This is a genomic window from Crossiella sp. SN42, from assembly GCF_023897065.1.
Taxonomy (GTDB): Bacteria; Actinomycetota; Actinomycetes; order Mycobacteriales; family Pseudonocardiaceae; genus Crossiella.
Window position 1 is genome coordinate 86,725 of sequence record NZ_JAMHIV010000016.1, and the last position, 26,254, is coordinate 112,978.

The 26,254-nt window shown below is 72.4% G+C and carries 20 protein-coding genes and 1 tRNA gene; 8 read left to right on the top strand and 13 right to left on the bottom strand.

The genetic code is table 11. The annotated features are described in order from the left end of the window. Window positions 1–1,347: 1,347 nt before the first annotated feature. Window positions 1,348–1,420: transfer RNA gene (locus M8C13_RS20185), tRNA-Ala, on the bottom strand. Window positions 1,421–1,543: 123 nt separating this feature from the next. On the opposite strand from M8C13_RS20185, the gene M8C13_RS20190 reads away from it, so the two are divergent. Beyond that, window positions 1,544–2,875 carry a phenylacetate--CoA ligase family protein gene (locus M8C13_RS20190; protein WP_252482197.1) on the top strand — a complete coding sequence of 444 codons (1,332 nt, stop codon included), beginning with the start codon at window positions 1,544–1,546 and terminating at the stop codon, window positions 2,873–2,875. 3 nt (window positions 2,876–2,878) lie between these two features. On the opposite strand, the gene M8C13_RS20195 is transcribed toward M8C13_RS20190, so the two are convergent. After that, on the bottom strand, window positions 2,879–3,679 hold the full coding sequence (locus M8C13_RS20195) for a thioredoxin domain-containing protein (RefSeq protein WP_252482198.1): 801 nt from the start codon (window positions 3,677–3,679) through the stop codon (window positions 2,879–2,881). A 127-nt stretch (window positions 3,680–3,806) separates the two neighbouring features. On the opposite strand from M8C13_RS20195, the gene M8C13_RS20200 reads away from it, so the two are divergent. Then, window positions 3,807–4,313 (top strand): VIT1/CCC1 transporter family protein, encoded by a 507-nt coding sequence (locus tag M8C13_RS20200; RefSeq protein ID WP_252482199.1) that lies wholly within the window; start codon window positions 3,807–3,809, stop codon window positions 4,311–4,313. Between the two features lie 256 nt (window positions 4,314–4,569). Here the strand turns inward: M8C13_RS20200 and M8C13_RS20205 are convergent, their stop codons facing one another. Then, window positions 4,570–5,901 carry an MFS transporter gene (locus tag M8C13_RS20205; RefSeq protein WP_252482200.1) on the bottom strand — a complete coding sequence of 444 codons (1,332 nt, stop codon included), beginning with the start codon at window positions 5,899–5,901 and terminating at the stop codon, window positions 4,570–4,572. Window positions 5,902–6,003: 102 nt separating this feature from the next. After that, on the bottom strand, window positions 6,004–7,134 hold the full coding sequence (locus M8C13_RS20210; RefSeq protein ID WP_252482201.1) for a glycosyltransferase family 2 protein: 1,131 nt from the start codon (window positions 7,132–7,134) through the stop codon (window positions 6,004–6,006). Window positions 7,135–7,167: 33 nt separating this feature from the next. Here M8C13_RS20210 and hrpB point away from each other — a divergent pair, with 33 nt between their 5' ends. Beyond that, on the top strand, window positions 7,168–9,561 hold the full coding sequence (hrpB, locus tag M8C13_RS20215; protein WP_252482202.1) for an ATP-dependent helicase HrpB: 2,394 nt from the start codon (window positions 7,168–7,170) through the stop codon (window positions 9,559–9,561). On the opposite strand, the gene M8C13_RS45100 is transcribed toward hrpB, so the two are convergent. Continuing rightward, complete coding sequence (locus tag M8C13_RS45100) at window positions 9,551–12,055, bottom strand: LuxR family transcriptional regulator (protein ID WP_305883976.1); 2,505 nt, start codon at window positions 12,053–12,055, stop codon at window positions 9,551–9,553. The genes hrpB and M8C13_RS45100 overlap by 11 nt on opposite strands. Before the next feature lie 150 nt (window positions 12,056–12,205). Between M8C13_RS45100 and M8C13_RS20225 the strand changes: the two genes are divergently transcribed. Further along, complete coding sequence (locus M8C13_RS20225) at window positions 12,206–13,141, top strand: hypothetical protein (RefSeq protein WP_252482203.1); 936 nt, start codon at window positions 12,206–12,208, stop codon at window positions 13,139–13,141. Window positions 13,142–13,148: 7 nt separating this feature from the next. Here the strand turns inward: M8C13_RS20225 and M8C13_RS20230 are convergent, their stop codons facing one another. Beyond that, complete coding sequence (locus tag M8C13_RS20230; RefSeq protein ID WP_252482204.1) at window positions 13,149–16,034, bottom strand: AAA family ATPase; 2,886 nt, start codon at window positions 16,032–16,034, stop codon at window positions 13,149–13,151. Window positions 16,035–16,277: 243 nt separating this feature from the next. On the opposite strand from M8C13_RS20230, the gene M8C13_RS20235 reads away from it, so the two are divergent. Further along, window positions 16,278–16,793 (top strand): Arm DNA-binding domain-containing protein, encoded by a 516-nt coding sequence (locus M8C13_RS20235; RefSeq protein ID WP_252482205.1) that lies wholly within the window; start codon window positions 16,278–16,280, stop codon window positions 16,791–16,793. 1 nt (window position 16,794) lies between these two features. On the opposite strand, the gene M8C13_RS20240 is transcribed toward M8C13_RS20235, so the two are convergent. The 5 genes from M8C13_RS20240 to M8C13_RS20260 are packed head-to-tail and all read right to left on the bottom strand — an operon-like array spanning window position 16,795 to window position 21,613. Next, window positions 16,795–17,976, bottom strand: coding sequence for an FAD-dependent oxidoreductase (locus tag M8C13_RS20240; RefSeq protein ID WP_252482206.1), 1,182 nt, complete (start codon window positions 17,974–17,976; stop codon window positions 16,795–16,797). 5 nt (window positions 17,977–17,981) lie between these two features. Next, window positions 17,982–18,176 carry a ferredoxin gene (locus M8C13_RS20245; protein WP_252482207.1) on the bottom strand — a complete coding sequence of 65 codons (195 nt, stop codon included), beginning with the start codon at window positions 18,174–18,176 and terminating at the stop codon, window positions 17,982–17,984. 14 nt (window positions 18,177–18,190) lie between these two features. After that, window positions 18,191–19,393 carry a cytochrome P450 gene (locus tag M8C13_RS20250; RefSeq protein ID WP_252482301.1) on the bottom strand — a complete coding sequence of 401 codons (1,203 nt, stop codon included), beginning with the start codon at window positions 19,391–19,393 and terminating at the stop codon, window positions 18,191–18,193. Window positions 19,394–19,446: 53 nt separating this feature from the next. Next, complete coding sequence (locus tag M8C13_RS20255; RefSeq protein WP_252482208.1) at window positions 19,447–20,895, bottom strand: cell wall metabolism sensor histidine kinase WalK; 1,449 nt, start codon at window positions 20,893–20,895, stop codon at window positions 19,447–19,449. 4 nt (window positions 20,896–20,899) lie between these two features. Continuing rightward, the gene (locus M8C13_RS20260) at window positions 20,900–21,613 is read right to left on the bottom strand and encodes a response regulator transcription factor (protein ID WP_374213110.1); all 714 of its coding nucleotides are present in this window, start codon (window positions 21,611–21,613) and stop codon (window positions 20,900–20,902) included. Window positions 21,614–21,917: 304 nt separating this feature from the next. Between M8C13_RS20260 and kstD the strand changes: the two genes are divergently transcribed. Next, window positions 21,918–23,576 (top strand): 3-oxosteroid 1-dehydrogenase, encoded by a 1,659-nt coding sequence (kstD, locus tag M8C13_RS20265; RefSeq protein WP_252482209.1) that lies wholly within the window; start codon window positions 21,918–21,920, stop codon window positions 23,574–23,576. On the opposite strand, the gene M8C13_RS20270 is transcribed toward kstD, so the two are convergent. Further along, window positions 23,573–24,163 (bottom strand): TetR/AcrR family transcriptional regulator, encoded by a 591-nt coding sequence (locus M8C13_RS20270; protein WP_252482210.1) that lies wholly within the window; start codon window positions 24,161–24,163, stop codon window positions 23,573–23,575. The genes kstD and M8C13_RS20270 overlap by 4 nt on opposite strands. Before the next feature lie 92 nt (window positions 24,164–24,255). On the opposite strand from M8C13_RS20270, the gene M8C13_RS20275 reads away from it, so the two are divergent. Then, a complete protein-coding gene (locus tag M8C13_RS20275) occupies window positions 24,256–24,885 on the top strand; it encodes an NAD(P)-dependent oxidoreductase (protein WP_252482211.1) in 630 nt (209 codons plus the stop codon). Then, entirely contained in the window at window positions 24,882–25,673 is a 792-nt protein-coding gene (locus M8C13_RS20280) for a GDSL-type esterase/lipase family protein (protein ID WP_252482212.1), read from the top strand. Before M8C13_RS20275 ends, M8C13_RS20280 begins: the two co-directional genes overlap by 4 nt. On the opposite strand, the gene M8C13_RS20285 is transcribed toward M8C13_RS20280, so the two are convergent. After that, entirely contained in the window at window positions 25,636–26,220 is a 585-nt protein-coding gene (locus M8C13_RS20285; RefSeq protein WP_252482213.1) for a TIGR03086 family metal-binding protein, read from the bottom strand. The two genes, M8C13_RS20280 and M8C13_RS20285, sit on opposite strands and share 38 nt — an antisense overlap. Window positions 26,221–26,254: the final 34 nt, after the last annotated feature.

A 26,254-nucleotide genomic window follows, 5' to 3' on the forward strand; every position in this document is an offset into this window, starting at 1 on the left:
CCGATAGCCGGTACCAATCTCCTAACAGATCAACGTTGGACGATCCGTCCGGTAATTCGGGCACCGAGGTCACTCGGGGTCGAAGTGACCGCTGCGCTGGCTACTGGTCCGCACTCCACAAAAGATCGACTGCGTGAGACGATAAGTAGTACCCAAACATCGCTTTCTGATGAAGCTCACGAGCCCGAGGCCACACTGAGATGGTTCGGCCTAGACATTTGCCGTTGCAGCAGTCGATCTACGTCGCCAACCTGTTCTCACTCGCAATGGAGCAGCACAGCACCGCCAACTTGATCAGCAGACAGATCAAATGCAGTACCTGTTGAGGCCGCTCAACGCGATCATCACCTGGATCACCGTCTTCCTGGCGCGGTCTCGGCGTGGGAGGCCGATATCTCGCAGCTGACACTATCCGATGTGGACCTGCGATGTTGCGCTTCGCTGGAGCCCATCAGGCGGACACTATCGCTAGAAGTCTGGTCGGGCCTGGTCACAGCAGCCCAATAGATCATGCTGGAGGTCGAGCCTGTACCTGTGACAATGTCCCTGCCCAGAGGGACATTCCAACTCGATATCCGCTCAATCCACCGTGGACACCATGTCCGCCGATGGCATCCTCCCAAGACACCAATCCGTGCGCTGCTTCAGCAACAAATTAAACCAGGCGTGGTTGCTCGGTGGTCGCTCCACTACGGCGGACACGCCATCAACGCCGGCACGTGGCGACAGGTCGATCTTGAACTGAACTGCGAGAACGACACGAAACGGCCGCGAATGACATCACCAGACACGCCGCTCCGTTGACTCTTAATCAGCGGGAAACCGCAGGCCACGGAGTTCGCGCCTGCCTTGGTCCACATACTCGGTGCAGCCACACAGCTCGGCACCTAGGGCCACGGCGGGCCACCCCGCGCAGGCAGGCTCAGCTCCAGCATCCGGACCGCCTGAACGCTCCGGCCGAGCAGGGAGCACACCGGTGTGGTGATGCCCCTACCGGGGAATATCACCACGCCTCTTTCCCAGCCCTACCCCAGCCGTCGGCCCCGGCTGTCACCGCCTAAAACAGCCGCTGCCCGGTTCGAATCGGGACACTGACTAATCCCGCCGCCCATATCAATCCGACGCCACACAGCGAGCCCAGAAGACCAGATGACAGCCCCGGGCGTTGCCATGCCCGATTGGAGCGGGCTGCTCCAGATCTGCTCCAGAAAATCCCCGAAATTCGGCAGCAAGCTCACGACTGCCAACCGACCAAGATCACCTGATGATCATCCTGAAATGCCGGAAGCCCCGGTCAACAGGTTGTGGACCCTGTCGACCCGGGCTTCCGGGGCTATCTCAACCGAGTGGAGCTGAGGGGATTCGAACCCCTGACCCCCACACTGCCAGTGTGGTGCGCTACCAACTGCGCTACAGCCCCGTCTCCGGTGCGCTGACCTGGAGTTTTTGTCTCCCGTTCAGTGCCTGCATACCGTACCTCATCTCCCCTCATGAACAAAAATCGGGGGTTGGCCAACGGTGTTTGGGCTGGTAGATCCCTCGTATGCGCACACTGAACCCGGTACTGACCGAACCCGACGCCGAGGGGGTCTCGCCGGAGCGGCGGGCCGTGCTCCAGGAGGAGCGGTTGCGGGGGTTGGTGGGGCGGATCCTGCGCGGCGGGGGTGTGCTGGCGGGGCGGTTGCGGGAGTGCGGGGTGCGGAGCGGGCGGGATGTGTCGCTGGCGGAGCTGCACCTGTTGCCCACGTTGAGCAAGCGGGATCTGTGGGATCACTACCCGTTCGGGTTGCGGGTGGTGGATGAGCGGGAAGTCGTGTGCGTGCACGGGTCTTCCGGGACCGGTGGGCGGCCGACGCTGATTCCCTACACCGCGCACGACGTGGACGTGTGGGCGCGGGTGATGGCGCGGGCGCTGGGCGGGGCGGGGGTCACCGGGCGGAGCCTGATCCACAACGCCTACGGGTACGGGTTGTTCACCGGTGGGCTTGGGGTGCACCACGGGGGGATGCGGTTGGGGGCGACGGTGTTGCCGCTTTCCGGTGGGATGACCGAGCGGCAGGTGCGGTTGCTGGTGGATCTGCGCGCGGATGTGTTGTGCTGCACGCCTTCCTACGCCATCCACCTCGGCGAGGCGTTGCGGGCGGCCGGGATCTCGCCGCGGCAGCTGGGTTTGCGGGTCGGGGTGTTCGGGGCGGAGCCGTGGACGGCGGAGATGCGCGCCCAGATCGAGGGGCTGCTGGGGTTGCGGGCGTTGGACATCTACGGGCTGTCGGAGATCATCGGGCCGGGGGTGGCCTGTGAGTCGCTGGACTCCGAGGGCATGCTCAACGTGGCCGAGGACCACTTCTACGTCGAGGCCGTGGACGCCGACGGCAGGCCGGTGCCCGATGGCACGCCGGGCGAGCTGGTGTTCACCACGCTGACCAAGACCGGGATGCCGCTGATCCGCTACCGCAGCGGGGACGTGGCCACGCTGGCCGGACCGGTGCCGGGGTCGGCGCGCACGTTGCGGCGGATGAGCAAGCTGCTGGGGCGGGTGGACGACATGCTGGTGGTGCGCGGGGTCAACGTGTTCCCCACCGAGATCGAGGCGGTGCTGCTGGCGGACAACCGGGTCAGCCCGCACTACCTGGTGGTGGAGGACCGGCGGGTGGCCGCGCGGCCGGAGCTGCGGATCGCGGTGGAGCCGTTCGCGGAGTCGGTGGACGCCGAGGCACTTGGGCGGGAGCTGACCGCGGCGTTGCGGGAGCGGCTGGGCATCGGGTGCGCGGTGCTGGTGGTCGAGCCGGGGGTGGTGCCGCGCACGGAGACGGGAAAGGCGCGTCGCCTGGTGCGGTGGAGCACCGGGGACGCGCCTTTCCCGGGGATCGGGTGAGGCTCAGCCGGCCTGCTGCTTGATGATGTCCTCGAGCCAGGTGGCGGACTGGCGGTAGTCGACGACCTTGTTGCCGGCCACCACGGCCGGGGTGCCGTTGAAGCCGCCGGCCTCCTTGAAGCCGGGGTCGTTGTCGACGTTGGCGAAGGCGTCCTGCAGCGCCTTGTTGAAGGTGCCGTTGCGGATGTCGTTGGCGAAGTTCTCGCCGGTGACGCCGACGTCCTTGCCCAGCTGGATCAGCTGGTCCTTGGTGTAGCCCGCGCCGTTCTCCTTGGGCTGCTTGGCGTAGAGGCTGGCGAAGAAGTCCGGGAACTTGCCCGGGTCCGCCTCGGCGACGGCCATCGCGGCGTTGGCCGAGTCCAGCGAGTAGCCCTCCGGCTTGGACAGCTTCACCAGCATCGGCAGCATGTGGTAGCGGACCTTGAGCTCGCCCGCGTTCAGCTTGTCCTGGATCTGCTTGCCGAAGTTCTCCTCGAACCCGCCGCAGCCGGGGCAGAGGAAGTCCGCGTACAGGTCCATGGTGGCCTTCGCGGAGTCCTTGCCCGCCACGATCACCGCGTTGTCCCGCTTCACCGGGTAGGTCGGGTTGACCTTGACCGCGGGGATCGCGGTGGAGGTGGTGGCGCTGTCGGTCTGCGCGGTGAAGTAGATGCCCCCGAAGACCGCGGCGGCGATGACCACGACGGCGGCCACACCGACCCACATCTTGGTGCGGTCTGCCTTGCCGCGGGCGGCCGCCATCGCCTTGGCCGCCGCGGCGGCATCCTGCTTGCGCTTGCGCGCGTTGCGCTCGGCACCGCCCACGTTTCTGGTCCTTTCCAGCGACGAACCGGCCACCGTCCGGCGGCCTCGGCGGCAGCCTAATCGGCGGCGGATGAGAACGCCGTGAGTCGAATGTCGGTTTTCGCACGGCCGGGCTACCGTGAATTTCATGACCGCACCGGAAAGCAGTGGCACCGGGGGCGGCGGTGGAGCGGGCGCCGGGGTGATCCTGCTCTCCGGGATGGCCGGGCTGGTCTCCGGGGCCTTCTCCATGGCGCTGGGCGAGTACGCCTCGGTGGAGACGCAGAACAACCAGGTGCGGGCCGAGGTGGCCGTGGAGCGGGCCGAGCTGCGCGCGCACCCCAGGGCCGAGCAGCAGGAGCTGGGCGTGGACCCGACCGAGCAGCCCTCGCCGTGGTTGGCCGGGATCTCCTCGTTCTTCTGCTTCGCCGTCGGCGCGCTGTTCCCGCTGCTGCCCTACCTGCTGGGCTTCGACTCGCTGCCGGCCGGACTGCTGGTCGGCGGGGTCGGCCTGGTCATCGCGGGCGCGGTCGTGGCAAGGTTCACCACCCGGCCGTGGTGGCTCAACGGGCTGCGGCAGCTGATGTTCGGCGCGATCGCGGCCGGCGCCACCTACCTCGTCGGCTCACTCATCGGGGTGAGCGTGGCCGGCTGAACGAAGTTCCCTTGAATTACCGTCGGAACTTTCCCGGATGAACCCCACGGGTATGCCGGGATACCGCCGGGTGACCCTGAACTGGCTGTTTTCCGCCCCGACCGCGATTTCACCCAAACTGTTTATCAACAGCGTGTAGCTCCGGACCCGTCCACCGGCCGGAGCACCCATTCCCTAGACCGGGTGACGGCCTGCACACTCCTGGCACACGTGGGGGGCCGGTTGCGAGGGCGCCGGTCCCCCACGTTCCCAACGTTCAGGCCTCGGGCTGACGCGGTTTCCCGGCCACCCGCTCGCCCAGTGGCAGCTCCGGCCCCTCGTCCAGGCAGCCGCTCTCCGCGGCCAGCGCCGTGCCCCGATGGGTCTTGTCAGCAGCCGGTTCCGCCTTGCTGGGCAGGGTCTCCGGCGCGGCCAGCCAGACCAGCGCGGCGAGCAGGCTGAGCAACCCGGTGACCGCGAACGCGGCCTGGAAGGAGATCGTCTCGGCGATCGCCCCCGCGGCCAGCGGGCCGATGATCGCGCCGATGTCGGCGGTCATCTGGAACCCGGCCAGCACCGGCCCGCCGCGGCCCCGGTTGCCGATCACGTCGGCCACCGCGGCGCTCTGCGGCGGGTTGAGCAGGCCCGCGCCCAGCCCGGCCACGAAGGAAGAGGCCAGGAACATCGGCACCGAGGTGGTGAAGCCCAGCCACACCGTGCCGATCGCGGTGATGACCAGCCCGATCAGCACCAGCGGCTTGCGGCCCTGCCGGTCGGCCAGCCAGCCGGAGAGCAGCAGCATGGCCGCGTTGCCCACCGCGAACACGGTCATCGCCCAGCCGGCCATGCTCGGCTCGCTGAGCAGCACCGCGGAGACGAACAGCGGGATCAGCGAGACCCGGACGCCGAAGACCGCCCAGCCGTTGGCGAAGCTGGAGGCCAGCGCGGCCACGTAGGCGCGGTGCCGCAGCGCCTCGCGCACGGTCAGCACCGGGCCGTCGTCGTCCTTCACCGGCGCGGCCAGGGTGGAGCGGCGCAGGAACAGCCAGGCGACGAAGGCGGCCAGCACCAGCGCGGCGGCGTAGCCGAGGAACGGGGCCTTCAGCGAGACCGAGACCAGCAGGCCGCCGAAGATCGGGCCGATCACGTTGCCCAGCAGGAAGCCGGTGCCCCACAGCCCGGAGGCGCGGCCGCGCAGGTTCGGCGGGCTGAGCCGGATCAGCAGGGCCACCGCGGAGACGGTGAACATGGTCGAGCCGGTGCCGCCGAGCGCGCGGAAGAGCAGCAGCTGCCAGTAGGAGTCGGCGAAGGCGCAGGCGCCGGTGGACAGCGCCACGATCAGGATGCCGATCAGGTAGATCGGGCGTTCGCCGAACCTGGTCACCAGCCGGCCGCTGACCGGCGCGAAGGCCAGCCGCATGAAGGCGAAGGCGCTGATCACGATGGAGGCCGCGGTGACGCCGACGTCGAAGCTGGCCGCGTAGCTGGGCAGCGCGGGGGCCAAGATGCCGAAGCCGACCGCGATCACGAAGCTGGCCACCACCAGCACCCAGACCTCGGCCGGTAACCGCTGTGCGTTCTGGTCCTGGGACTGCTCGGCCGAACGCACGCTGCCTCCATGATCTTCGTTAGCGACACTAACTAGACGCAACGAGAATAAGGGATCAAGGCAAGGCGATATTCCGTTGTCACGCAACGGGTTCGGTTGATCTCAGCGGGTGACGGAGCGGCCACGCCAGCTCGCGGTGCCGCGCAGCACCTGACCGAGTCCGCTGCCCAGCGTGCTGCCCAGCGCGACCCAGGACAGCGGCGCGAGCAGCGCGGTGGCCGGGGACTGCCGGGCGAACCGGGCGAAGAGCAGCTGCCCGTAGCTCTGCGCCGCCCAGCCGAGCAGGCCCGCGGCGACCAGTCCGCGATCGCGGCGCAGCAGGCCGGTGAGCGCGGCGATCGGCGGGGTCAGGCCGAACACGGTGCTCACCACGGCGCCCGCGGCCAGCAGCGGCACGCTGCTCCCGGTGCCGACCACGAAGCTCTTGCGCAGCGAGCGCCACAGCTGGCCGAACCCGTCGTGGCCCTGGGCGCTCAGCTCGGCGGTGGCGTCCACGATCAGCACCCGGCCGCCGGTGTCCCGGACCCTGGTGGCCAGGTCCACGTCGTCGGCGGTGGAGGCGGCCAGCGCGGCCCAGCCGCCGATGCGCCGGTAGGCGGTGCGGCGCAGCAGCAGGCACTGCCCGATGGCCAGCACCCGCTTGTTGTTCCCGTTCGGCGGCACCACCTCGAACAGCGCCACGGTGGCCGCGGGCATCAGCAGGCAGGCGGCCGCGCCGGGCCGGGCGGCACCCGGGCTGGACACCAGGTCCGCGCCGTGTTCCTCGGCGGCGGCGAGCAGGCGGCCGAGCAGGCCGGGGCCTGCCACCCCGTCGGCGTCCATGAACAGCAGCCACTCCGCCGAGTCCCCGGCCGCGCGCACCCCGGCGGCCATCGCGGCCACCTTGCCGGACCAGCCGGGCGGCGGGCCATCGCCGCGCACCAGGGTGACCCGCTCGTCCTGGGCGGCCTGGGCGGCGACCACCTCGGCGGTGCGGTCGGCGGAGGCGTCGTCCACCACCACGATCCGCAGGTTCTGGTGCTCCTGGGCGCGCAGTCCGGCCACACCGCGGCCGATGGTGGCCTGCTCGTCCCTGGCCGGGATGATCGCGGCGACCTCGGCCGACTGGTCCAGCGGTTCGGGCGGCAGCGGGACGACCTTGCGGAGCACCCGCGCGTAGTTGGCCGTGCGTCCGACGGCCAGGGCGGCGACTGTGATCGCCAGTCCGGTGCCGATCCGCCCCAGTGCGCTCATGGGATCGAGTCTGCCAGGGCAGACTGTGTCCCTGTGGAGCTGCCCGACCTGCCGGTTCGCCCGGCGCTGCCCGAGATCGTCCGCACGCTGACCGCGCACGGCGCGGCGGTGCTGGTCGCGCCGCCCGGCACCGGGAAGACCACGCTGGTGCCGCTGGCGCTGGCCGAGGGCGGGGCGCGGGTGGTGGTGGCCGAGCCGAGGCGGCTGGCCGCGCGGGCGGCCGCGGCGCGGATGGCGCAGCTGCTGGGTGAGCCGGTCGGGGAGACCGTGGGGTACGCGGTGCGCGGGGACCGCAAGCGCTCGGCGCGCACCCGGATCGAGGTGGTGACCTCAGGGTTGCTGGTGCGGCGGCTGCAGAAAGACCCCGAACTGTCCACTGTGGACATCGTGGTGCTGGACGAGTGCCACGAGCGGCACCTGGACGCGGACCTGCTGCTGGCCCTGCTGCTGGACGCGCGGGCGGGGCTGCGCGAGGACCTGCGGCTGCTGGCCACCTCGGCCACGGTGGCCGCCGAACGGGTGTCCACGCTGCTCGGCGACGCGCCGGTGCTGCGGGTGGAGGCGCGCACGTTCCCGACCGAGATTCGTTACCTGCCGCCGGTGCGCGGGCAGCGGACCGAACAGGCCGTGGCGCAGGCGGTGCGGGTGGCGCTGGCCGAGGGCGACGGGGACGTGCTGGCCTTCCTGCCGGGGGTGGGCGAGATCAACCGGGTGGCCTCGGCGCTGACCGGGCTGGACGCGGATGTGCTGCCGCTGCACGGCAGACTGGCCTCGGCGGCGCAGGACGCGGCACTGCGGCCGGGGCCGCGGCGGCGGGTGGTGCTGGCCACCGCGGTGGCCGAGTCCAGCCTGACCGTGCCGGGGGTGCGCGCGGTGGTGGACGCCGGACTGGCCCGGGTGTCCACTGTGGACCATCGCAGGGGCATGTCGGGACTGGTGACCACCAGGGTGTCCGCGGCGGTGGCCGAGCAGCGGGCCGGGCGGGCCGGGCGGGAGGCGCCGGGGCGGGTGTACCGCTGCTGGCCGGAGCACGAGCAGGCCACCCTGCCGCGCTATCCCGAACCGGAGATCCGGCTGGCCGACCTGACCAGGCTGGCCCTGGAGCTGGCCTGCTGGGGCACGCCTGACGGATCCGCGCTGTCCTGGTGGGATCCGCCGCCGGCCGGGGCGCTGGCCGCCGGGCGCACCGTGCTGCACGCCCTCGGCGCGCTGGACACCGAGGGCGCGGTCACCCCGCGCGGGCGGGAGCTGGCCGAACTGGGCACCCATCCGCGCTTCGCCAGGGCGCTGGTGGACGGCGCGCGGCGGGTCGGGTCCCGGCGGGCGGCCGAGGTGGTCGCGGTGCTCGACGACGACACGCTGGCCGCCTCGGCCGATCTGGGCATCTCGTTGCGGCGCCTGCGCGAGGAGCGCGGCGGAGCGCAGAGCCGGTGGCGGCGGGAGGCGGACCGGCTGGCCCGCTCGCTGCCGGACTCCCCTGGCGGCCGGGACGATCCGGCGCTGATCGCCGCGCTGGCCTATCCGGAACGGTTGGCGCGCAAGCGGTCCGGGCAGACCGGGGTGTACCTGATGGCCGGTGGCACCGCGGTCGAGCTGCGCGGCGCGGCCGACGGGTTGGGCGAGGCGGAGTGGCTGGCGGTGGCGGTGGCCGACCGGGAGCCGGGCCGCACGCACGGGCGGATCCGGCTGGCCGCGGTGGCGGATGAGGCACTGGCCCGCAGGGCCGGGGCGAACCTGCTGTCCACTGTGGACGAGATCTGCTGGGCGGACGGCGACGTGGTGGCCAGGCGGGTCGAGCGGCTGGGCGCGATCACCTTGTCGGACAAGCCGTTGCGCGAGCCGGACCGGGAGTCGGTGCGGGCCGCGCTGATCGACGGGTTGCGCAAGGAGGGGCTTGAGCTGCTGCGCTGGACGCCCGACTCGCGCGGGCTGCGGCAGCGGCTGGCCTTCCTGCACCGGGTCTTCGGCGAACCGTGGCCGCCGATGGACGCGGAGAACCTGGTGGCGGGCCTGGAAACCTGGCTCGGCCCGGAGCTGGCCACCGCGCGGCGGCGGGCCGACCTGGCCAAGGTGGACGCGGGCCAGGCGCTGCGCAGGCTGCTGCCCTGGCCGGTCGCCGGCCGGCTGGACGAGCTGGCCCCGGAGCGGATCGCGCTGCCCTCGGGCAACCGGGCCCGGCTGGACTACGGCGAGGAGACCCCGGTGCTGCCGGTGAAGGTGCAGCAGGCCTTCGGCTGGACCAGCACACCGCGGATCGCCGACGGCCGGGTGCCGGTGCTGCTGCACCTGCTCTCCCCCGCGGGCCGCCCGGCCGCGGTCACCAGCGACCTGGAGTCCTTCTGGCGCAACGGATATCCGCAGGTCCGGGCCGAGCTGCGCGGCCGGTACCCCAAGCACAAGTGGCCGGAGGACCCGGTCAGCCCCTGAGCAGGTGGGCGGCCAGCGCAGTGCGCGAGGACAGGCCGGTCTTGGCCAGGATGTTGGACACGTGCGTGGTCACCGTGCGCTCGCTCAGCGCCAGCCGCGCCGCGATCACCCGGTTCGGGCAGCCCTCGCTGACCAGCTGGGCCACCTCCCGTTCCCGCGCGGTCAGCTCACCGGGCGCCACCCGGCCCGCCGCCCTGGACACCCGCCTGCCCAGCCCGCGCTGCACCCGCACCGCCGTCTCCAGCGCCCGGCTCGCCCCGCACTCGGCGAAGAGGGCACAGGCCCGGTCCAGCTCGGCCAGCGCCTCCGCGCGCTGCCCGAGCCCGGCCAGCGCCGTGCCCGCCACCAGGTGCGCCCGGCCCAGGCTCGGCCGCAGCGGCGTCCGGGCGAAGCGCTCGGCCGCCGCCCCGGCCAGCCGGACCGCCGCCGGCCACTCGCCACCGGCCGCCAGCAGCCGCGCCTCGGCCAGCTCCGCGTAGGCCACCGCGACCGGTTCGCGGGCCAGCGCCCGGCAGCGGCGGACCCAGTCCCCGGCCTCCACCAGCGCGCCCCGGCGCACCGCGCTCTCGGCCAACTGCTCCAGGTGGAACGGGGGCAGCCGGTCGCGCACCGCGTCCAGGAAGTCCGCGGGCACCGGCAGCTCCAACGCGCGGCGCGCCTCGGCCAGCTGCCAGCGCACCTGCGCCCACCACGGGTGGTCGCCGGCCGGGGCCAGCTCGACGGCCCGCTCGGCGAACTCCAGCGCCGCCGCCGGATCGCCGCGTTCCCCGGCCAGGTGGCCGCGCAGCATCATGGCGTAGGCCAGCACCGGCGGCCTGCCCAGGTGCGCGGCGAGTTCGTCCACCTCGTCCAGGTTCGCCACCGCCTCGGTCCAGGCGCCGGTGAGCACCTGGGCGAAGGCCTCGCGCAGATGGCTGCGCAGCAGCACCAGGCGCTGCCCGGTGGCCCTGGCCACCTCCCGGATCCGCACACTCTGCCGCCGGGCCTCGGTGTAGCGGGTCAGGTGCAGGGTGATCCCGGCGCACTGCTCCACCACCGGCAGCCACTCGGCCAGCTCCGCGGTGGTCGCCTCGTCCACCAGCGCGACCACCCGCTCGCCTGCCCGCTGCGCCGCCTCGGGCGCGCCCTCGGTCCAGTGGTCGTAGGCCAGCAGCGCGTGGCAGGCCGCGTGGATCAGCGAGGCATCGCGGGGCAGCGGGGTGCCGATCACCTGCCCGGCCAGCCGGACGGCCTCCCGCCGGTCGCCGGTGTTGTGCATGGCGTAGGCCAGCTCGCAGCGCACCGCGGCCAGCTCCACCGGGTCGCCGTCCGGCCAGCTGGCCAGCGCCCTGCGCAGCAGCGCCCGCGCGGTCAGGTTGCGGCCGAACATCCGCTCCACCGTCGAGTACCGCACCAGGGTCCGGGCCGCGGTGTGGTCGGCCGCGCCCATCACCTCCTGGAACAGCGCCATGCCCGCCTCGGCCTGACCGGCCGCGATGAGCACGTCGGCCAGTTCCAGCCGCTCGTCCAGCTCCGGGCACAACCGCTGCGCGGCGGTCAGCCAGCGGGCCGCGGTGGCCGGTTCGCGCAGCCGCACCTCGCGCGCGGCCCGCACCAGCACCTCGGCCGCGGGCCGGTCGCCAGGCCGGGCGGAGAACTCCAGGTGCCTGGCCCGGTCCGGGGCGGCGGCGCCCTGGGCGAGCAGCGCCCCGGCGATCCGGCAGTGCGCCGCCAGCCGCCAGCTGTGCGGGGCGGCGCGGTAGACGATCCCCCGCACCACCGGGTGCCGGAACTCCAGCAGCGGCCCGTCCTCGTTGGCCCGCAACAGGTCCGCGGCCAGCGCGTCATCCAGTCCCTGCCGCACCAGCGCCTCCGCGAGGCCACTGGCCGGGGCCACCAGGTCGGCGGTGATCCGCTCGCCGACCACCGCGGCCGCGCGCAGCACCAGCGCCCCGGTCTCGCCGAGTCCGTCCACTTCGGACAGTAGTGCGGCCACCGTGCTCGCCGACGGTTCGGCGGCCAATGCCAAGAGGTGACCGGGGATCCCGCCACCGGCCGCGTGCAGCTCGGCCAACCGGCGCGGACCGATCGACGGGCCGAGCAGCTCCGTGGTGTCCCGCCGGGACAACGGCCCCAGCTCGATCCGCGGCCCGTTCGCCTGGTCCAGCACCGCGCGCACGGCCGGGCTCAGCTGCCGGGGCCGGTAGCAGGCCACGATGCTCAGCCAGGCTCGGTCCGGGCAGCGCACCAGCCTGCCGAGCAGCGCGAGCGTCTCCGCGTCGGCCCGGTGCAGATCGTCCAGCAGCACCACCGGACGCCGGTCCGCGGCCAGCGCCGCCCGCAACGAGCTGCCGCACCGGACATCCGGCCGCGCCACCCGCGCCCGCTCGACCAGCGCGGTCTTGCCGATCCCCGGCTCCCCGATGACCTGCGCGATCCGCAGCGCCCGATCCCGTGGTGCGTCAAGGAATGCCACCAGCTCGGCCAGCTCGCCGCGGCGTCCTACCCAAGGCATGACTCCCCCTCGCCTCCACCGTAGCGAGTGGACACACCGAGGCCGCGAGTCCTTTTGGGCAGACCTATGGCCATACGCAGTTCCTACGAGGTGGTGACCGGGTGAACCGGATTGTCTTGCCCGGCAACGATCCCGAGGAAGGGCGTTCCCTTGCGAAAGTCGAACAGAGTCCTGCTGACCGCGCTGGCCGCGGTCAGCCTGCTGGTCACCGGCGCCCAGGTCACCGCCACCGCCGGGCCGACCGGCGCCAGTGACGCCGGCGAGCCGATCAACACCCACTGGGACCGCTCCGGACGGGTCCAGATCACCGTCTACGCGCGGACCAGTCACGGGCAGCAGGTCTACCGCGACCACACCGTCACCCTGCCGGACCCGGACATGGTGGTCGTCGGCGGTGGCGCGCACGCCCCGATCCACGGCTGGGGCGCGATGCTGACCGCCTCCTACCCGACCGAGGACCGGCGCGGCTGGCGGGCCTCGTCCAAGGACCACCTCAAGGTGCAGCCGCACTCGCTGACCACCTACGTGATCGGGATGAAGATCGCGGGCATGTCCGCGGCGCAGCTGCGCGAGCACGTCGCGGTCACCAGCAACCCCAGCGACTCGGCCCACCAAGCGGAAACCCAGGTGGGCCCGCCGCGCACCGGCGGCCCGTGGGTGATGCTGGGCGGCGGCTTCAGGGTGGACTGGCACGGCGCGGGCAACCTGGCCACCGCCTCGTTCCCGGTCTCCGAGGTCGGCTGGAAGGTGCGGTCGAAGGACCACGTCACGGCCGACAAGGCCAGCGTCACCGGGTACGGGATGTACATCAAGCAGCACCTGCCGGTCGGCACGGTGGGGGGCATCAGGGTGCCCAGGCACGGTGGCCCGGCCGGGCACCCGCAGGCGGGCGCGGACGTCGGCGCCGACTACGCGCTCACCGGCGGCGGCGCCGAGGTGGACTACGGCAGCGGCTGGGGCAACATGCTGTGGCGGCTCCAGCCTTCCGCCGCCCCCGACCGCTCCTTCCACGCCGGGTCCAAGGACCACATCCACGACTCGCCCGCCAAGATCACCGCGTGGGCACTGGGCGTCCAGCTGTTCTGACCCCCGCTCACTCCGCGTTGGCGGCGCGCAGCACCTGCGCCGCCAACGCGGTGCGCGAGGGCGCTCCGGTCTTGGCCAGGATGTTGGACACGTGCGTGGTCACCGTGCGCTCGCTGAGCACCAGGCGTTCCGCGATGGCCTTGTTGGACAAGCCCTGGCTGACCAGCTCGGCGATCTCGGTCTCCCGCACGGTCAGCTCGCCCGGCGAGACCCTCGGCGCGGACTTGGCCACCCGGCGGCCCTGTTTGCGTTGCAGCTTCACGGCTTGCTCGACCCAGCGGTGCGCGCCGCAGTCGGTGAACAGCACGATCGCCCGGTCCAGCTCGGCCAGCGCCTGGGCCCGCTCGCCCAGCTCGGCCAGCGCGGAGCCCAGGGTGAGCTGGGCCTTGCCCACGTTGAGCGGCATGCCGTCCTGGGCGAAGGCGGCCATGGCCGCGCGGGCGAGCTCGGCGGCCGTGGCGGCGTCCTTGCGGCCCAGCGACAACAGGGCCTCGGACAGCTTGGCGTGGCCGATGGAGCCGCGGACCAGCTCGTGCGCCAGCATCCGGCAGTGCGCCAGCGCCTGCTCCGCGTAGTCGAACTCGCCCAGGGCCACCGCGTGCCCGATCAGCTGCTCCAGCTGGAAGCTCGGCAGCTCCCACACCCGCCGCGACGGGTGGTCGTAGCCCAGCTCGGGGAAGTCCGCCACCAGGTCCACCGGCCTGCCCGCGACCCGGCGGGCCTCGGCCAGCTGGAACACCGCGGGGCCGATGGAGCGCAGCTCGTGCTTGCGGGCGATCTCCACCACGTCCTCGGCCAGCCGCACCGCCCGGTCCAGGTCACCGCGGTCCACCGCCACCTCGCTGGTCAGCAGCAGGCTCAGCGCCAGCTCCAGCGGCTGGTCGACCAGGGTGGCCACCTCGATGGCCTCCTCGGCGAACTGCTCGGCCTCGGCCAGCTCGCCCAGCATGTACAGCGCGGTGGCCGCGCGCAGCTGGCTGCGCAGCACCGCCAGGTGGTGCCCGGTGCCCGCCACCGCGAGCACCCGCTTGGCCAGGCGCAGCGCGTCCTGGTAGCGGCCGAGGAACAGCCCGGCCCAGTGGCTGTGCTCCACCGCGAGCAGGTGCTCGGCCAGCTCGTCGTCGGTCAGCTGCTCGAACCCCGCGGTGGCCTCGTCCAGCAGCCCGGCCGCCGCCGGGATGTCCCTGGCCCGGAACCGGTTGTAGGCCAGCAGTCCGCTGGCGCTGGCCCGCAGGCCGCGCACCTGCGGCACCGGCGGTGTGCGGGTGACCGCGAGGGCGTGCTGCTCGGCCACCTCCTGGTTGCCCAGCGCGTGCTCGACGTAGGCCAGCTCGTGGTGCAGGGTGGCCGCGGTGACCGGGTCGGACTCGTCGATGGTGGCCAGCTCGGCGCGCAGCACCGGCGCGAGCGCCTGGAAGCGGCCCAGCCAGCGCTCCACCGTGGACCACAGCACCACTGCCCTGGTGTGCGCGGACGAGCCGCCCGGCGGACGGCCGCGGATGAGGCGGCGCAACACTTCCACGCCCTCCTCGGTGCGCCCGGCCGCGGTGAGCGTGCAGGCCAGCTCCAGTTGCAGGGCGAGCCGGTCCTCCACAGCCGAGGCCGGCACCAGGCCGAGTGCGGCGGCCAGCCAGCGGGCCGCGGTGGCCGGGGCCCGGAAGCGGACCCGGTTGGCCGCCTCCACCAGCACCCGCACCGCGGCGGTGTCGCCGGGCCGGGCGGTCAGCTCCAGGTGGCGGGCCAGGTCCTCGGGCACCGCGCCGCGCCGGGCCAGCACCTCGGCCAGCCTGCGGTGCGCGCCGTCCCGCCAGCTCAGCGGGGCCGCGTCGTAGACCAGGTGGCGCAGCAGCGGGTGCCGGAACTCCACCGCGCGGGTGCCGGTGCCGCCGCGGAAGACGTCCGCGGCCAGCGCCTCGTCCAGCGCGGCCCGCACCTGGACCACCGGCAGCACCGCGGTGACCGCGACCAGCTCGGCGTCCACCGGCTCGCCGGCGACCGCGGCGGCCCGCACCACCAGGCGGGTCACCGGGGTCAGTCTGTCCACTTCGGACAGCAGCGCGGCGCGCACGTGCGCGGGCAGCTCCTCGGTCAGCTCGGCGGGATTGTGCTGCCAGACCGCGGGATCGGCCGAGGCGGCCAGCGCCTGCAGGTAGAACGGGTTGCCCCGGCTGGCCCGGTGCAGCCCGGCCGCCCTGGCCCGGCCGGTGTCCGGCCCGAGCAGCTCGGCGGTGGCCTCCTCGCTCAGCGGACCGAGCTCCAGCCGGTGCCCGCGGCCGTCGCTCATCGCGCGGGCCAGCACGGTGTGCCCGGCCACCGACAGCTGCCGGGGCCGGTGCGCGACCACGAAGGTCAGCCTGCCCCGGCCCGGCCTGCGCACCAGGTGGTCCAGCAGCTCCAGCGAGGCCACGTCGGCCCAGTGCAGGTCGTCCAGCACGACCACCAGCCCGGCCCGGCCGACCACCGCCTCCAGCGCGGCCCGCACCGCGCGGTGCAGCACGTGCCGCTCCGCGCCGAGGTGGTCGCCGACGTCCCCGGCCGCCACGCCGAAGGCGGGGAACACCGCGGCGCAACGGGCCACCGCGACCGCGCTCAGCCGCTCGTACCAGGCGGGGCCGAGCGCGGCGAAGTGGTCGTCCAGCGCGTCGGCGAAGACCCCGAACGGCCGGTCGGTCTCGAACTCGCTGGCCCGGCCTGCCAGCACTTCCTGGCCCTTGTCCCGGGCGGCCGCGGCCAGCTCGGCGAGCAGCCTGCTCTTGCCGATGCCGGGCTCGCCCGCGATCTGCACGAACCGGAACCCCGGCGCGGGCGGACCGTCCACAATGGACACCAGCTCGGCCAGCTCCGCGGCACGGCCGACGAACCGCGTCCCGCCCGGCTGCGAACGGACCTGCACAGCTTCCCCCCGGTGCTCACGACCCGGTGACCCCAACACAGCACCGTACTGGTGCGGCCGTACCAGTCACCACTGGCTCAGCTTCCTCTATCCCAGAGTGCCCGTTCGGGCGTACCCGGGGGAAACCGATGGGGCCGAACCGGGGCCCGCGGCGACGGGTACGTACTTCTGCCGAAGCACCCGGCACGCGACCGGGGATTCGCTGTACGGGCAAGCCGCACACCGAGCAAGGGGGAAACACCCATGCGAGTCCTGCCCAAGCTGACCGCGCTGACCGCCGTCGCCGCCGCACTGGTCGTGGCGCCGGCCGCGATCGCCGGCCCCACACCGACCCCGGCCAAGTCGATCACCCTGGACGCGGCCTCCTTCAGCGGTCAGCTGCCCGCGCCGGGCGCCACCCTGACCAGGGCCACCGTCTTCTTCCACACCAACGACGAGGACAAGGACCACGACACCCACATCACGGTGACCGCCTTCGACCGCAACGGCACCACCGCGGCCAGGGTGGCCAACGCCTTCGGCGACTTCGACGACCACAGCGACAACGGCCCGTTCGGCATGTACATCCACAACCCGAGCCGCTGGGAGCTGTTGCAGGGCGGCAACCTGCACCTGCGCATCGACCCCAACGGCAACGACACCTGGCGGTTCAACTTCCGGGTGGACCTGCAGTTCTCCGACGGCAGCCAGCTCTCCTCCTGGGGCGACCGGCTCCAGCTGAGCCAGAGCGACCGCGCCCGCAACTTCCCGATCTCCTGAGTCAGGCGGGCCGCATGCCGTCGAGCACCTGCTGGCGGTAGGGCCGCATCGCCCGCGCGCTGTTCCAGCCGACCGCGCCGGTCACCCGACCGGCGCGGCGGTACAGCGCGACGAACTTGCGCGACTCGAGATCGCCCTCGACCACCTCGACCTCGTCCTGCGCGCCCGGCATGCCGAAGCCCTGGATCTTCAGGTCGTACTGGTCGGTCCAGAAGTACGGCAGCGGCTGGTAGGGCTCGGCGCTGCCGGTGCCGGCGAGCAGGTTCTTCGCCACCGCGAGGGCCTGCTCGGTGGCGTTGGTGCGGTGCTCCAGCCGGACCTGCTCGCCCAGGCCCAGGTGCAGCCAGCTGGCCACATCGCCCGCGGCGTACACCCCCGGCGCGGCCTGGCAGGTGGCGTCGCACTCCACGCCTGCGGTGCCCGCGGCCAGTCCGCTGCCCTGCAACCAGCCCACCGCGGGGGTGGCGCCGATGCCCAGCACCACCACGTCGGCGGGCAGCTTGGTGCCGTCGTCGAGCAGCACCGCGGTGACCCGGCCCAGCGAACCGGCCAGGCTGGCCACCCCGACCCCGGTGCGCACCGGCACCCCGTGGTCGGCGTGCACCTGGGTGATCATGCCGCCGATCCTGGTGCCCAGCACCCGTTCCATCGGCGCGGCCAGCGGTTCCACGATGGTCACCTCGGCGCCGAGCTTGCGCGCGGTGGCGGCCACCTCGCAGCCGATCAGCCCGGCGCCGACCACGACCACCCTCGGCCCGGCCAGCAGTTCGGCCCGCAGCGCCAGGGCGTCGTCCAGGGTGCGCAGCACGTGCACCCCGGCCAGCTCCTGCGCGCCGGGCAGCGAGCGGGCGGTGACGCCGGTGGCGATCACCAGCCCGTCGTAGCCCAGCTTGCCGCCGTCGGCCAGCTCGACCCGCCGCTGCGCGAGGTCCAGGCCGGTGGCGGCGTTGCCCAGCACCAGTTCCACGTCCAGGCCGTCGAGGTGGTCCTCACCCCGCAGCCGGGCGCGCTCCGGCGCCCAGTCCCCGGCGAGGACCTGCTTGGACAGCGGCGGCCGGTCGTACGGCAGGTGCGGCTCCGCGCCGACCAGCGTGACCTTGCCCTCGAACCCGCCCCTGCGCAGGGCCTCCACCGTGGTCAACCCAGCGGCCGAGGCACCGACCACGACGACCTGACGCAACACCGTGTCTACTCCACTACTGAGATCGCGGCCGCGGGACAGCGGCTGACCGCATCATCCACCAGCGGGCGCTGGGATTCATCGGGAGCCGGGTTCAGCAGCGTCACGATGCCGTCCTCCTCCCGCTGGTCGAACACCTCCGGCGCGGCCAGCGCGCAGTTCCCCGCGCCGCAGCAGCGGTCCTCATCGATCAGCACCTTCATCGCGGCAACCCTCCTCACCAGCGCACGGGCAGCTTGTGCACGCCGTAGATGGCCATGTCGGTGCGGAAGGGCACCTCCGAGATCGGCGTGGCCAGCTCCAGGGTCGGGAACCGGGAAAACAGCGTGCTGAACACCACTCGCAGCTCCATCCTGGCCAGCTGCTGGCCGAGGCACTGGTGCGGGCCGAAGCCGAAGGACAGGTGCGCCACCGGCTGCCGGGTGATGTCCAGCCGGTCGGCTTCCGGCAGCAGCGCGGGGTCGAAGTTGGCCGCGACCACGCTCAGCGCGACCAGCTCGCCCTTCTTGATCAGCTGCCCGCCGATCTCCACGTCCTCCAGCGCGGTCCGCTGCAGGGCCAGGTGGATGATGGTCAGGTAGCGGAGCAGCTCCTCCACCGCCCGGTCCGCCAGCTCGGGCTGCTCGCGCAGCAGGGCCAGCTGGTCCGGGTTCTCCAGCAGCACCGCGGTGCTCAGCCCGATCATGTTCGCGGTGGTCTCGTGCCCGGCGACCAGCAGCAGGAAGGCGAAGCTGACCAGCACCTCGTCATCGAGCAGCTCGTCACCGGCGTCGGCGCGGGCGATCAGGTCGGAGAGCAGGTCCTCACCGGGGTCCAGCCGCTTGGTCTTGACCAGCGCGCCCAGGTAGCGGTCGAACTCGTTCACCGCGGCCTGCCGCCGCTCGAAGCTGATGTCCAGCCGGAGCAGGTCCGCGGTGACCGACTGGAAGTGCTCGCGGTCGGCGTAGGGCACGCCGAGCAGCTCGCAGATCACCAGCGAGGGCACCGGCAGCGCCAGCGCCTCCACCAGGTCGACCACGCCGCCCTTGGCCTCCATCGCGTCCAGGTGCTCGTCCACGATCTGCTGGATCCTCGGCCGCAGGTGCTGCATCCGGCGGACGGTGAACTCCCTGGTGAGCAGCTTGCGGTAGGCCGGGTGCTCCGGCGCGTCCATGCTCAGCAGCATGCCCCGGCGCGGCGGCGGGCTGTCCTGCTTCTGCGGCGAGAAGACGAACCTGCGGTTCTTGACGGTGAAGCGCGGATCGGTGAGCACCGCCCGGATGTCGGCGTGCCTGGTCACCAGCCAGCCCTGGTCACCGCTGGGAAAGGACACCCGGGTGATCGGCTGCTCGCCGTCGCGCACCTCGCCGATCTCCTGGGGCGGGTGGAACGGACACTGCCGCTGGGTGGGGTAGGCCGGGGCGGACATGGTCTCGGTCATCGCGGAGCCCTCCTCGTGGGAACGACTCCAGGTCACCAGTGCCACCTGCCGGTTCACCGAATGTCACCTGACAGTTTGCTGACGTCGTGCGCGCCGCGCGGAATGACCACGGTGAACGCCGCTCCCTGACCCGGCTGCGAGTCCACCCAGACCGACCCGCCGTGCGCCTCGCTGATCGCCCGCACGATGCTCAGCCCCAGCCCCGCGCCGCCCCTGCCGCGCGAGGAGTCGCCCCGGTAGAACCGCTCGAACACCCGCCCCAACTGGTCGGGCGAGAGCCCCGGCCCCTCGTCCGCGACCACCACGCCGACCCCCTTGTCGCCGACCGCGCGCACCGAGACGTGCACCGGTGACCCGGCCGGGGTGTGCTGCAGGGCGTTGCCGAGCAGGTTGCGCAGCACCTGGCGCAGCCGGTTGGCGTCCCCGCGTACCACCGCGTCGATGGTGCTGATCACCAGGTTGATCTCGCGTTCCGGGTCCACCACCCGCGCGTCGGCCACCGCGTCCGCGGCCAGCGCGGCCAGGTCCACCGGCTCGGCCAGCAGCGGACGGCCCTGGTCCAGGCGGGCCAGCAGCAGCAGCTCCTCGACCAGGGAGTGCATCCGGGTGGCCTCGTCCTCGATCCGGGTCATGGCCAGCTCCACCACCTGCGGATCGTCCACGCCCTGGAGGTAGAGGTCGGCCCAGCCGCGGATGGTGGTCAGCGGGGTGCGCAGCTCGTGCGAGGCGTCCGCGACGAAGCTGCGCAGCCGTTCCTCGGAGCGCTGCCTGGCGTCGAAGGCCAGGTTCACCGCGTGCGCGAGCTGGTCCACCTCGGTGTTGCCGCCGGTCACCCCGATCCGCCTGGTGTGATCGCCGGCGGCGATGGCGGTGGCGTTGGCGGCCATGTCCCGCAACGGTTTCAGCCCGACCCACAGCACGCACAGGGACAGCAGCGCGATACCGCCGACGGTGACCAGGGTGGCGATGATGCCGTACCCGGCCAGCCCGGCCAGCGTCTCGTGATCCGGGCGCAGCGAGGTGGCGGCCACGATGGTGTGCGCCGAGCGGCCGTCCGGCGTGCTCAGCGGCTGCGTCAGCCCGATGACCAGCGCCCGGTACTCCAGCTCGGGATCCCCCTTGCTGCGCACGGTCTGCGGTTCGCCACCGGGGCTGCGACGCTGCTCGTCGGTGAGCTCCGGCGGCGCCTCCTCCCGCCCGCCCGGCCGCGCCACCGGCACCTGCTCGATCACCCGGCCGTCGCCGTCGACCAGGGCGAAGTAGCTGCCGCTGGGGCTGAGCGCGCGCATCGCCTCGATGGCCTCGGCGGTCAGCTCCCGGTGATCGGAGTTGACCTGCTTGACCCGCACCTCCACCACCCGCAGCGACTGGTCCACGCGAACCTGGAGGTAGTGCTGGAGCCCGAGGTAGGCGGCCGCGTCCACCACCACCACACCGGCGCTGGCCAGCAGGATGGTGCCGGCCAGCAACCGCCCGCGCAGCGAGGCGAACCGCCAGGCCACCGGGTCAGCCCTTGGCCGGGCGCAGCGTGTAGCCGAAGCCGCGGACGGTGTTGATCAGCGGCGGCCCCTCGGCGTCCACCTTCTGCCGCAACCGCGAGATGAACTTCTCCACCACGGCCGCGTCCCCGCCGAAGTCGTACTGCCACACGTGGTCCAGGATCTGCGCCTTGGACACCACCCGCCCGGCGTTGACCAGCAGGTAGCGCAGCAGCTTGTACTCCGTCGGCGAGAGCTCCAGCTGCCGCCCGGCCCGGTGCACCTCGTGCGCCTCCTCGTCCAGCACCAGGTCCCCGCACCGCAACGCCGAGGACTCCTCCTGCCCGCCCCTGGTCCGCCGCAGCACGGCCTGCACCCTGGCCAGCACCTCGGCCACGCTGAAGGGCTTGGTCACGTAGTCGTCGCCGCCGAGGGTGAGGCCACGGACCTTGTCCTCGGTGGAGTCCCGCGCGGTCAGGAACACCACCGGCAGCCGGGGCCGGTCCAGCCGCAGCCGACGGCACAGCTCGAACCCGTCGGTGTCGGGCAGCATGATGTCCAGGATCAGCAGTTCGGGGTTGCCGCTCTCCGCCGCCCGCACGGCCTCGGCGCCACTGCCCGCGGTGAGCACCTCGTACCCGGCCAGCCGCAGCGTGGTGGCGAGCAACTCGGTGATGTAGGGCTCGTCGTCCACCACGAGCACCTTGGTGCCCGCGGTCGCGGCCATCGCGTCCAAGCGCATCTCCCCGCCACCGCTTCCCGTCGTCGGCACCTGCCCAGGCTGCCACGACAACCGATCACCCTGACGCCCGACAGACCGTAGCCTGACCGTTTCCTGACGACCGGGAACCGCACTTCCCCGCCCCATGAGAAGAACAGCCGCCGCCCGCTCATCCCGGACACCACCCGGGGCACCATGACTGTCCTACCAGTCAGCTGAACACGTTCTACTCCGGGCCGGAGAACTTCCTTCTTTTGGCAGAACACGACCCACCACAGAAACTATAACCTGTTTCACATTGGCTCCGACCCACTGGAGGGCGGCGATGGCGGCAGCGGAGTTCGACGTGGTGGTGGTCGGGGCCGGGGCCGCCGGGATGACCGCGGCCCTGACCGCGGCCAAGCGCGGCCTGCGGGCGGTGGTGCTGGAGAAGGCGGCGGTCTTCGGCGGCTCGATGGCCCGCTCCGGCGCGGCGATCTGGATCCCCAACAACGAGGTGCTGCTCGCCGCGGGCGTGCCGGACACCCCGGAGAAGGCGGCCACCTACCTGGCCCGCGTGGTCGGCGACATCCCGGTGGCCCGCCAGCGCGCCTACCTGGCCAACGGTCCGGCGATGCTGTCCTTCCTGCAGCGCAACAGCCCGCTGAAGTTCACCTGGATGGAGGGCTACTCCGACTACTACCCGGAGTTCCCCGGCGGCATCGCGGCCGGCCGCTCGATCGAGCCACAGATGATCGACGGCCGGATCCTCGGCGCGGAGCTGGCCAACCTCAACCCGCCTTACCTGGCAACGCCACCGGCCACCGTGGTCTACGGCGTGGACTACAAGTGGCTCACCCTCATCGCCCGGCACCCGCGCGGGGTGGCCACCGCCAGCGCGACGGTCGCCCGCGGCATCGCGGCCGGACTGGCCGGGCAGAAACCGCTCACCATGGGCGGCGCGCTGGCCGGCGGACTGCGCGCGGGACTGATGAGCGCGGGCGTCCCGGTCTGGCTGAACACCCCGCTGCTCGACCTGCACGTGGAGAACGGACGCGTCACCGGCGTTGTGGCGCAACAAAACGGCGCGCAGGTCCTGGTGAAGGCGCGGCGCGGGGTGATCGTCGGCTCCGGCGGGTTCGAGCACAACGAGCGGATGCGCAAGGAGTTCCAGGAGGAACCGATCGGCACCTCCTGGTCGGTGGGCGCCAAGGCCAACACCGGGGCCGGAATCGAGGCGGGCCAACGGATCGGCGCCGCGATGGACCTGCTCGACGACGCCTGGTGGGGCCCGGCGATCCCGTTGCCGGAGGGCCCATACTTCTGCCTGTCCGAGCGCACCCTGCCCGGCTGCATCCTGGTCAACGGCGCGGGCAAGCGGTTCGTCAACGAGGCCGCGCCCTACAGCGACGTGGTGCACGTGATGTACGAGAAGGACGAGCCCGGCGCCTCGCACATCCCGGCCTGGCTGATCAGCGACCAGCAGTACCGCAACCGCTACCTGTTCAAGGACGTCCCGCCGCTGCTGCCGCTGCCGCAGGCCTGGTTCGACAGCGGCGCGATGGCCAAGGCGGACAGCATCGAGTCGCTGGCCGCCCGGATCGGCGTGCAGCCGGTGCTGCTGCGCGAGACGGTCAACCGCTTCAACGGTTTCGCCCGCGCCGGCCGCGACCTGGACTTCAAGCGCGGGGACAGCGCCTACGACCACTACTACGCCGACCCGACCAACACGCCCAACGCCTGCCTGGCCCCGATCGAGCAAGGCCCGTTCTACGCGATGAAGATCGTGCCGGGCGACCTGGGCACCAAGGGCGGTATGCGCACCGACGCCCGCGCCAGGGTGCTGCGCCCGGACGGCTCGGTGATCCCCGGCCTGTGGGCCTCCGGCAACTGCACCGGCGCGGTCATGGGCCGCAGCTACGCCGGCGCCGGCTCCACCCTCGGCCCGGCGATGACCTTCGGCTACGTGGCCGCCAACGACATCGCCGACACCCCGGCCCGCTAGCGCCCCGGCGCCAGACCGGCCAGCAGGGCGGTCACCAGCCGCTCGGCCACCTCCTCCAGCGACTCCGCCCCCGCGCGGAAGTGGCTCAGGAACGCGTGCTGCACACACGCGCCGGTGAGCAGCTCGGCCGCCGACACCGGATCGGCGGCCGGGCTGACCCGCCCGGCCCGCTGTTCCGCGGCCAGGAACCCGGCCACCGCCTGGCTGACGTACTGCGGCCCGCTGCCCTGCTCGCGCAGCACGGCCCGGTGCGCGGCGAAGAGCTCCGGCTCGGCGAACAGCGAGGCCGCCATCGGGAAGGACTCGCCGAAGAACACCAGCATCGCCCTGGCCAGCTCGACCAGTGTGCCGCGCAAGTCGCCCACCCCGACCCACTCGTCCAGCTCCCGCAACCGGAGGATCAGCTCGCCGGGCACCCGCTCCCCGAGCACCGCGAGGAACAGCTCGGTCTTGCCGGAGAAGTGCTTGTACAGCGCGGCCTCGGACAGCTCGGCCGCCTTGGCGATCTCCTTGGTGGTGGCCCGCGCCAGCCCCTTGGTGCGCAACACCTCCGCCGCCGCGTCCAGGATCCGGTCCCGAGTACTCACACGCCCTCCGATCGTCGCCGATAGTTGACAGGTTAGTGAACACTCACCCACCATGGTGGTTAGTGAGCACTCACTAACCACTGGAGAGCACCATGAAGATCACCGTTTTCGGCGCGTCCGGCCGCACCGGCGCGCACGTCGTGCAGCAGGCCTGCACCGCCGGCCACCAGGTCACCGCCGTGGTCAGGGACCCGGCGAAACTCCAGTTCCGCCACCGCAACCTGGTCACCGTGCGCGCCGACGTCCTCGACCCCGCCGCCATCGCGCCCCACGTCGCGGGCCAGGACGCGGTCGTCTCCGCCCTCGGCGCGAACGACCTCAAACCCACCACGATCTGCACCGACAGCGCCCGCGCCATCCTGCGCGCGATGGCCGCCGAGGGCACCCGCCGCCTGCTCGTGGTCAGCACCGCGGGCGCCACCGACGAGGGCGACGGCCCGCTGCTGCGCTACCTGATGAAGCCCGTGCTCAGCCGCGTCTTCCGGCACCCGTGGGGCGACATGATCCGGATGGAGGAGCTGGTCATGGCCAGCGACACCGACTGGACCATCATCCGCCCACCCCGGCTGACCAACGCCCCGCACACCGGCGTCTACCGCACCGCCACCGGCGCCAACCTGCCCGGCGGCGGCAGCATCCCCCGCGCCGACCTGGCCGACGCCATCCTGCGCGCCCTCAGCAACCCGGCCACCAGCCACACCGCGCTGAGCGTGGCGACATGAGGAAACTCCTGTGGCGCACCACGATCGCCCTCACCGCACTCCTCCTGCTCGGCGCGGGCGCGCTCGCCTACGCCGCCTTCCTCCGCGCCCCCGCCAACTCCCCCGCCGCCTGCCGGGAAAACCCGCGCCGCCCGGCCCAGGCCCTCGTCGCCGCGGGTTCCAGCTCCACCAAGGCCACCCTCAGCGCCGACTGGCCCGCCGCGCTCCGCACCCGCCTGGGCCCGGCCACCGAGGTGATCAACGCAGGCGTCAACGGCGACACCACCGCCGACCTCCTGACCCGCCTGGACCAGGACGTCCTGTCCTGCCAGCCCACCGCCGTCACCCTGCTGATCGGCGGCAACGACGCCAGGAACCAAGTCCCCCTGGAAACCTTCCGCGCCAACCTGACCCAGATCCTCACCCGCCTGAAACCCACCCGAACCGCGATCCTCTCCCTGCCCCCACAAGGCGAAGACCTCACCTCCCAGGCAAACCAGTCCCTGACCGCCTACAACCAAACGATCAAGGACCTGGCCACCGCCCACCACGCCGCCTACCTCCCCCTCAACGAGGAACTGACCGCGATCCTGCGCACCCACCCGCCCAGCTCCGCCCAGGACTTCACCTTCCTGGATACCCTCGGCGTCGCCCTCCAGCGCTACCTGCTCGGCCGCACCTGGAACGAGATCTCCACCGCCAACGGCCTGCACCTGCTGACCGACAACCTGCACCTCAACGACCGCGCGGGCGAGGCGGTCACCACCCTGGTCACGACCTGGCTGTCCACTCCGGATCCCGTCCGGTGAGCCCCAGCACCCGCTCCCACACCGAAGCCGGCTCCGGCACCGCCACCGCCGGCCCGTAAACCCCCATGTCCCGCCCCTGCTGCGCACTGACCGCCACCTGCCCGTGCACAAACTCGACCAGCCCCGCGTCGAGCCGCACGTCCTGCCCACTGGCCCGCGCCAGATCCCACGCGTGCACCGCGAGCTCGGTCACCACCATCCCGCCCACCACCTCCGCGGGCAGCTGGTTCTCCCCACCCATCCACGTCATGCCCACCCAAGCCTCATCCCGCCGCCAAGCCGCGACAGTCCGGGAAACCTGCTCCTCCACCGCGCCGGCCCAGTCCGCCCCCACCAGATCAACCGCACCCTCGTCCACCCCGGGCGGCGGCACCGACTCCTTCCACCCGGCCCCCGCCAACGAAGGCCCCCAGAACAACAGGTGGTTCAGCAACCGCCGCACATCAAACTCCGCACAAGGCGTAGCCGCCCCCAGCGAAGCGACGGTCAGATTCCGCACAACCCCAACCAACGGCGCCTCAACCAGCGCCACGTACTCAGCAGACATGCCCCCAACCTAGGCAGGCCACCACCCCGCGTAT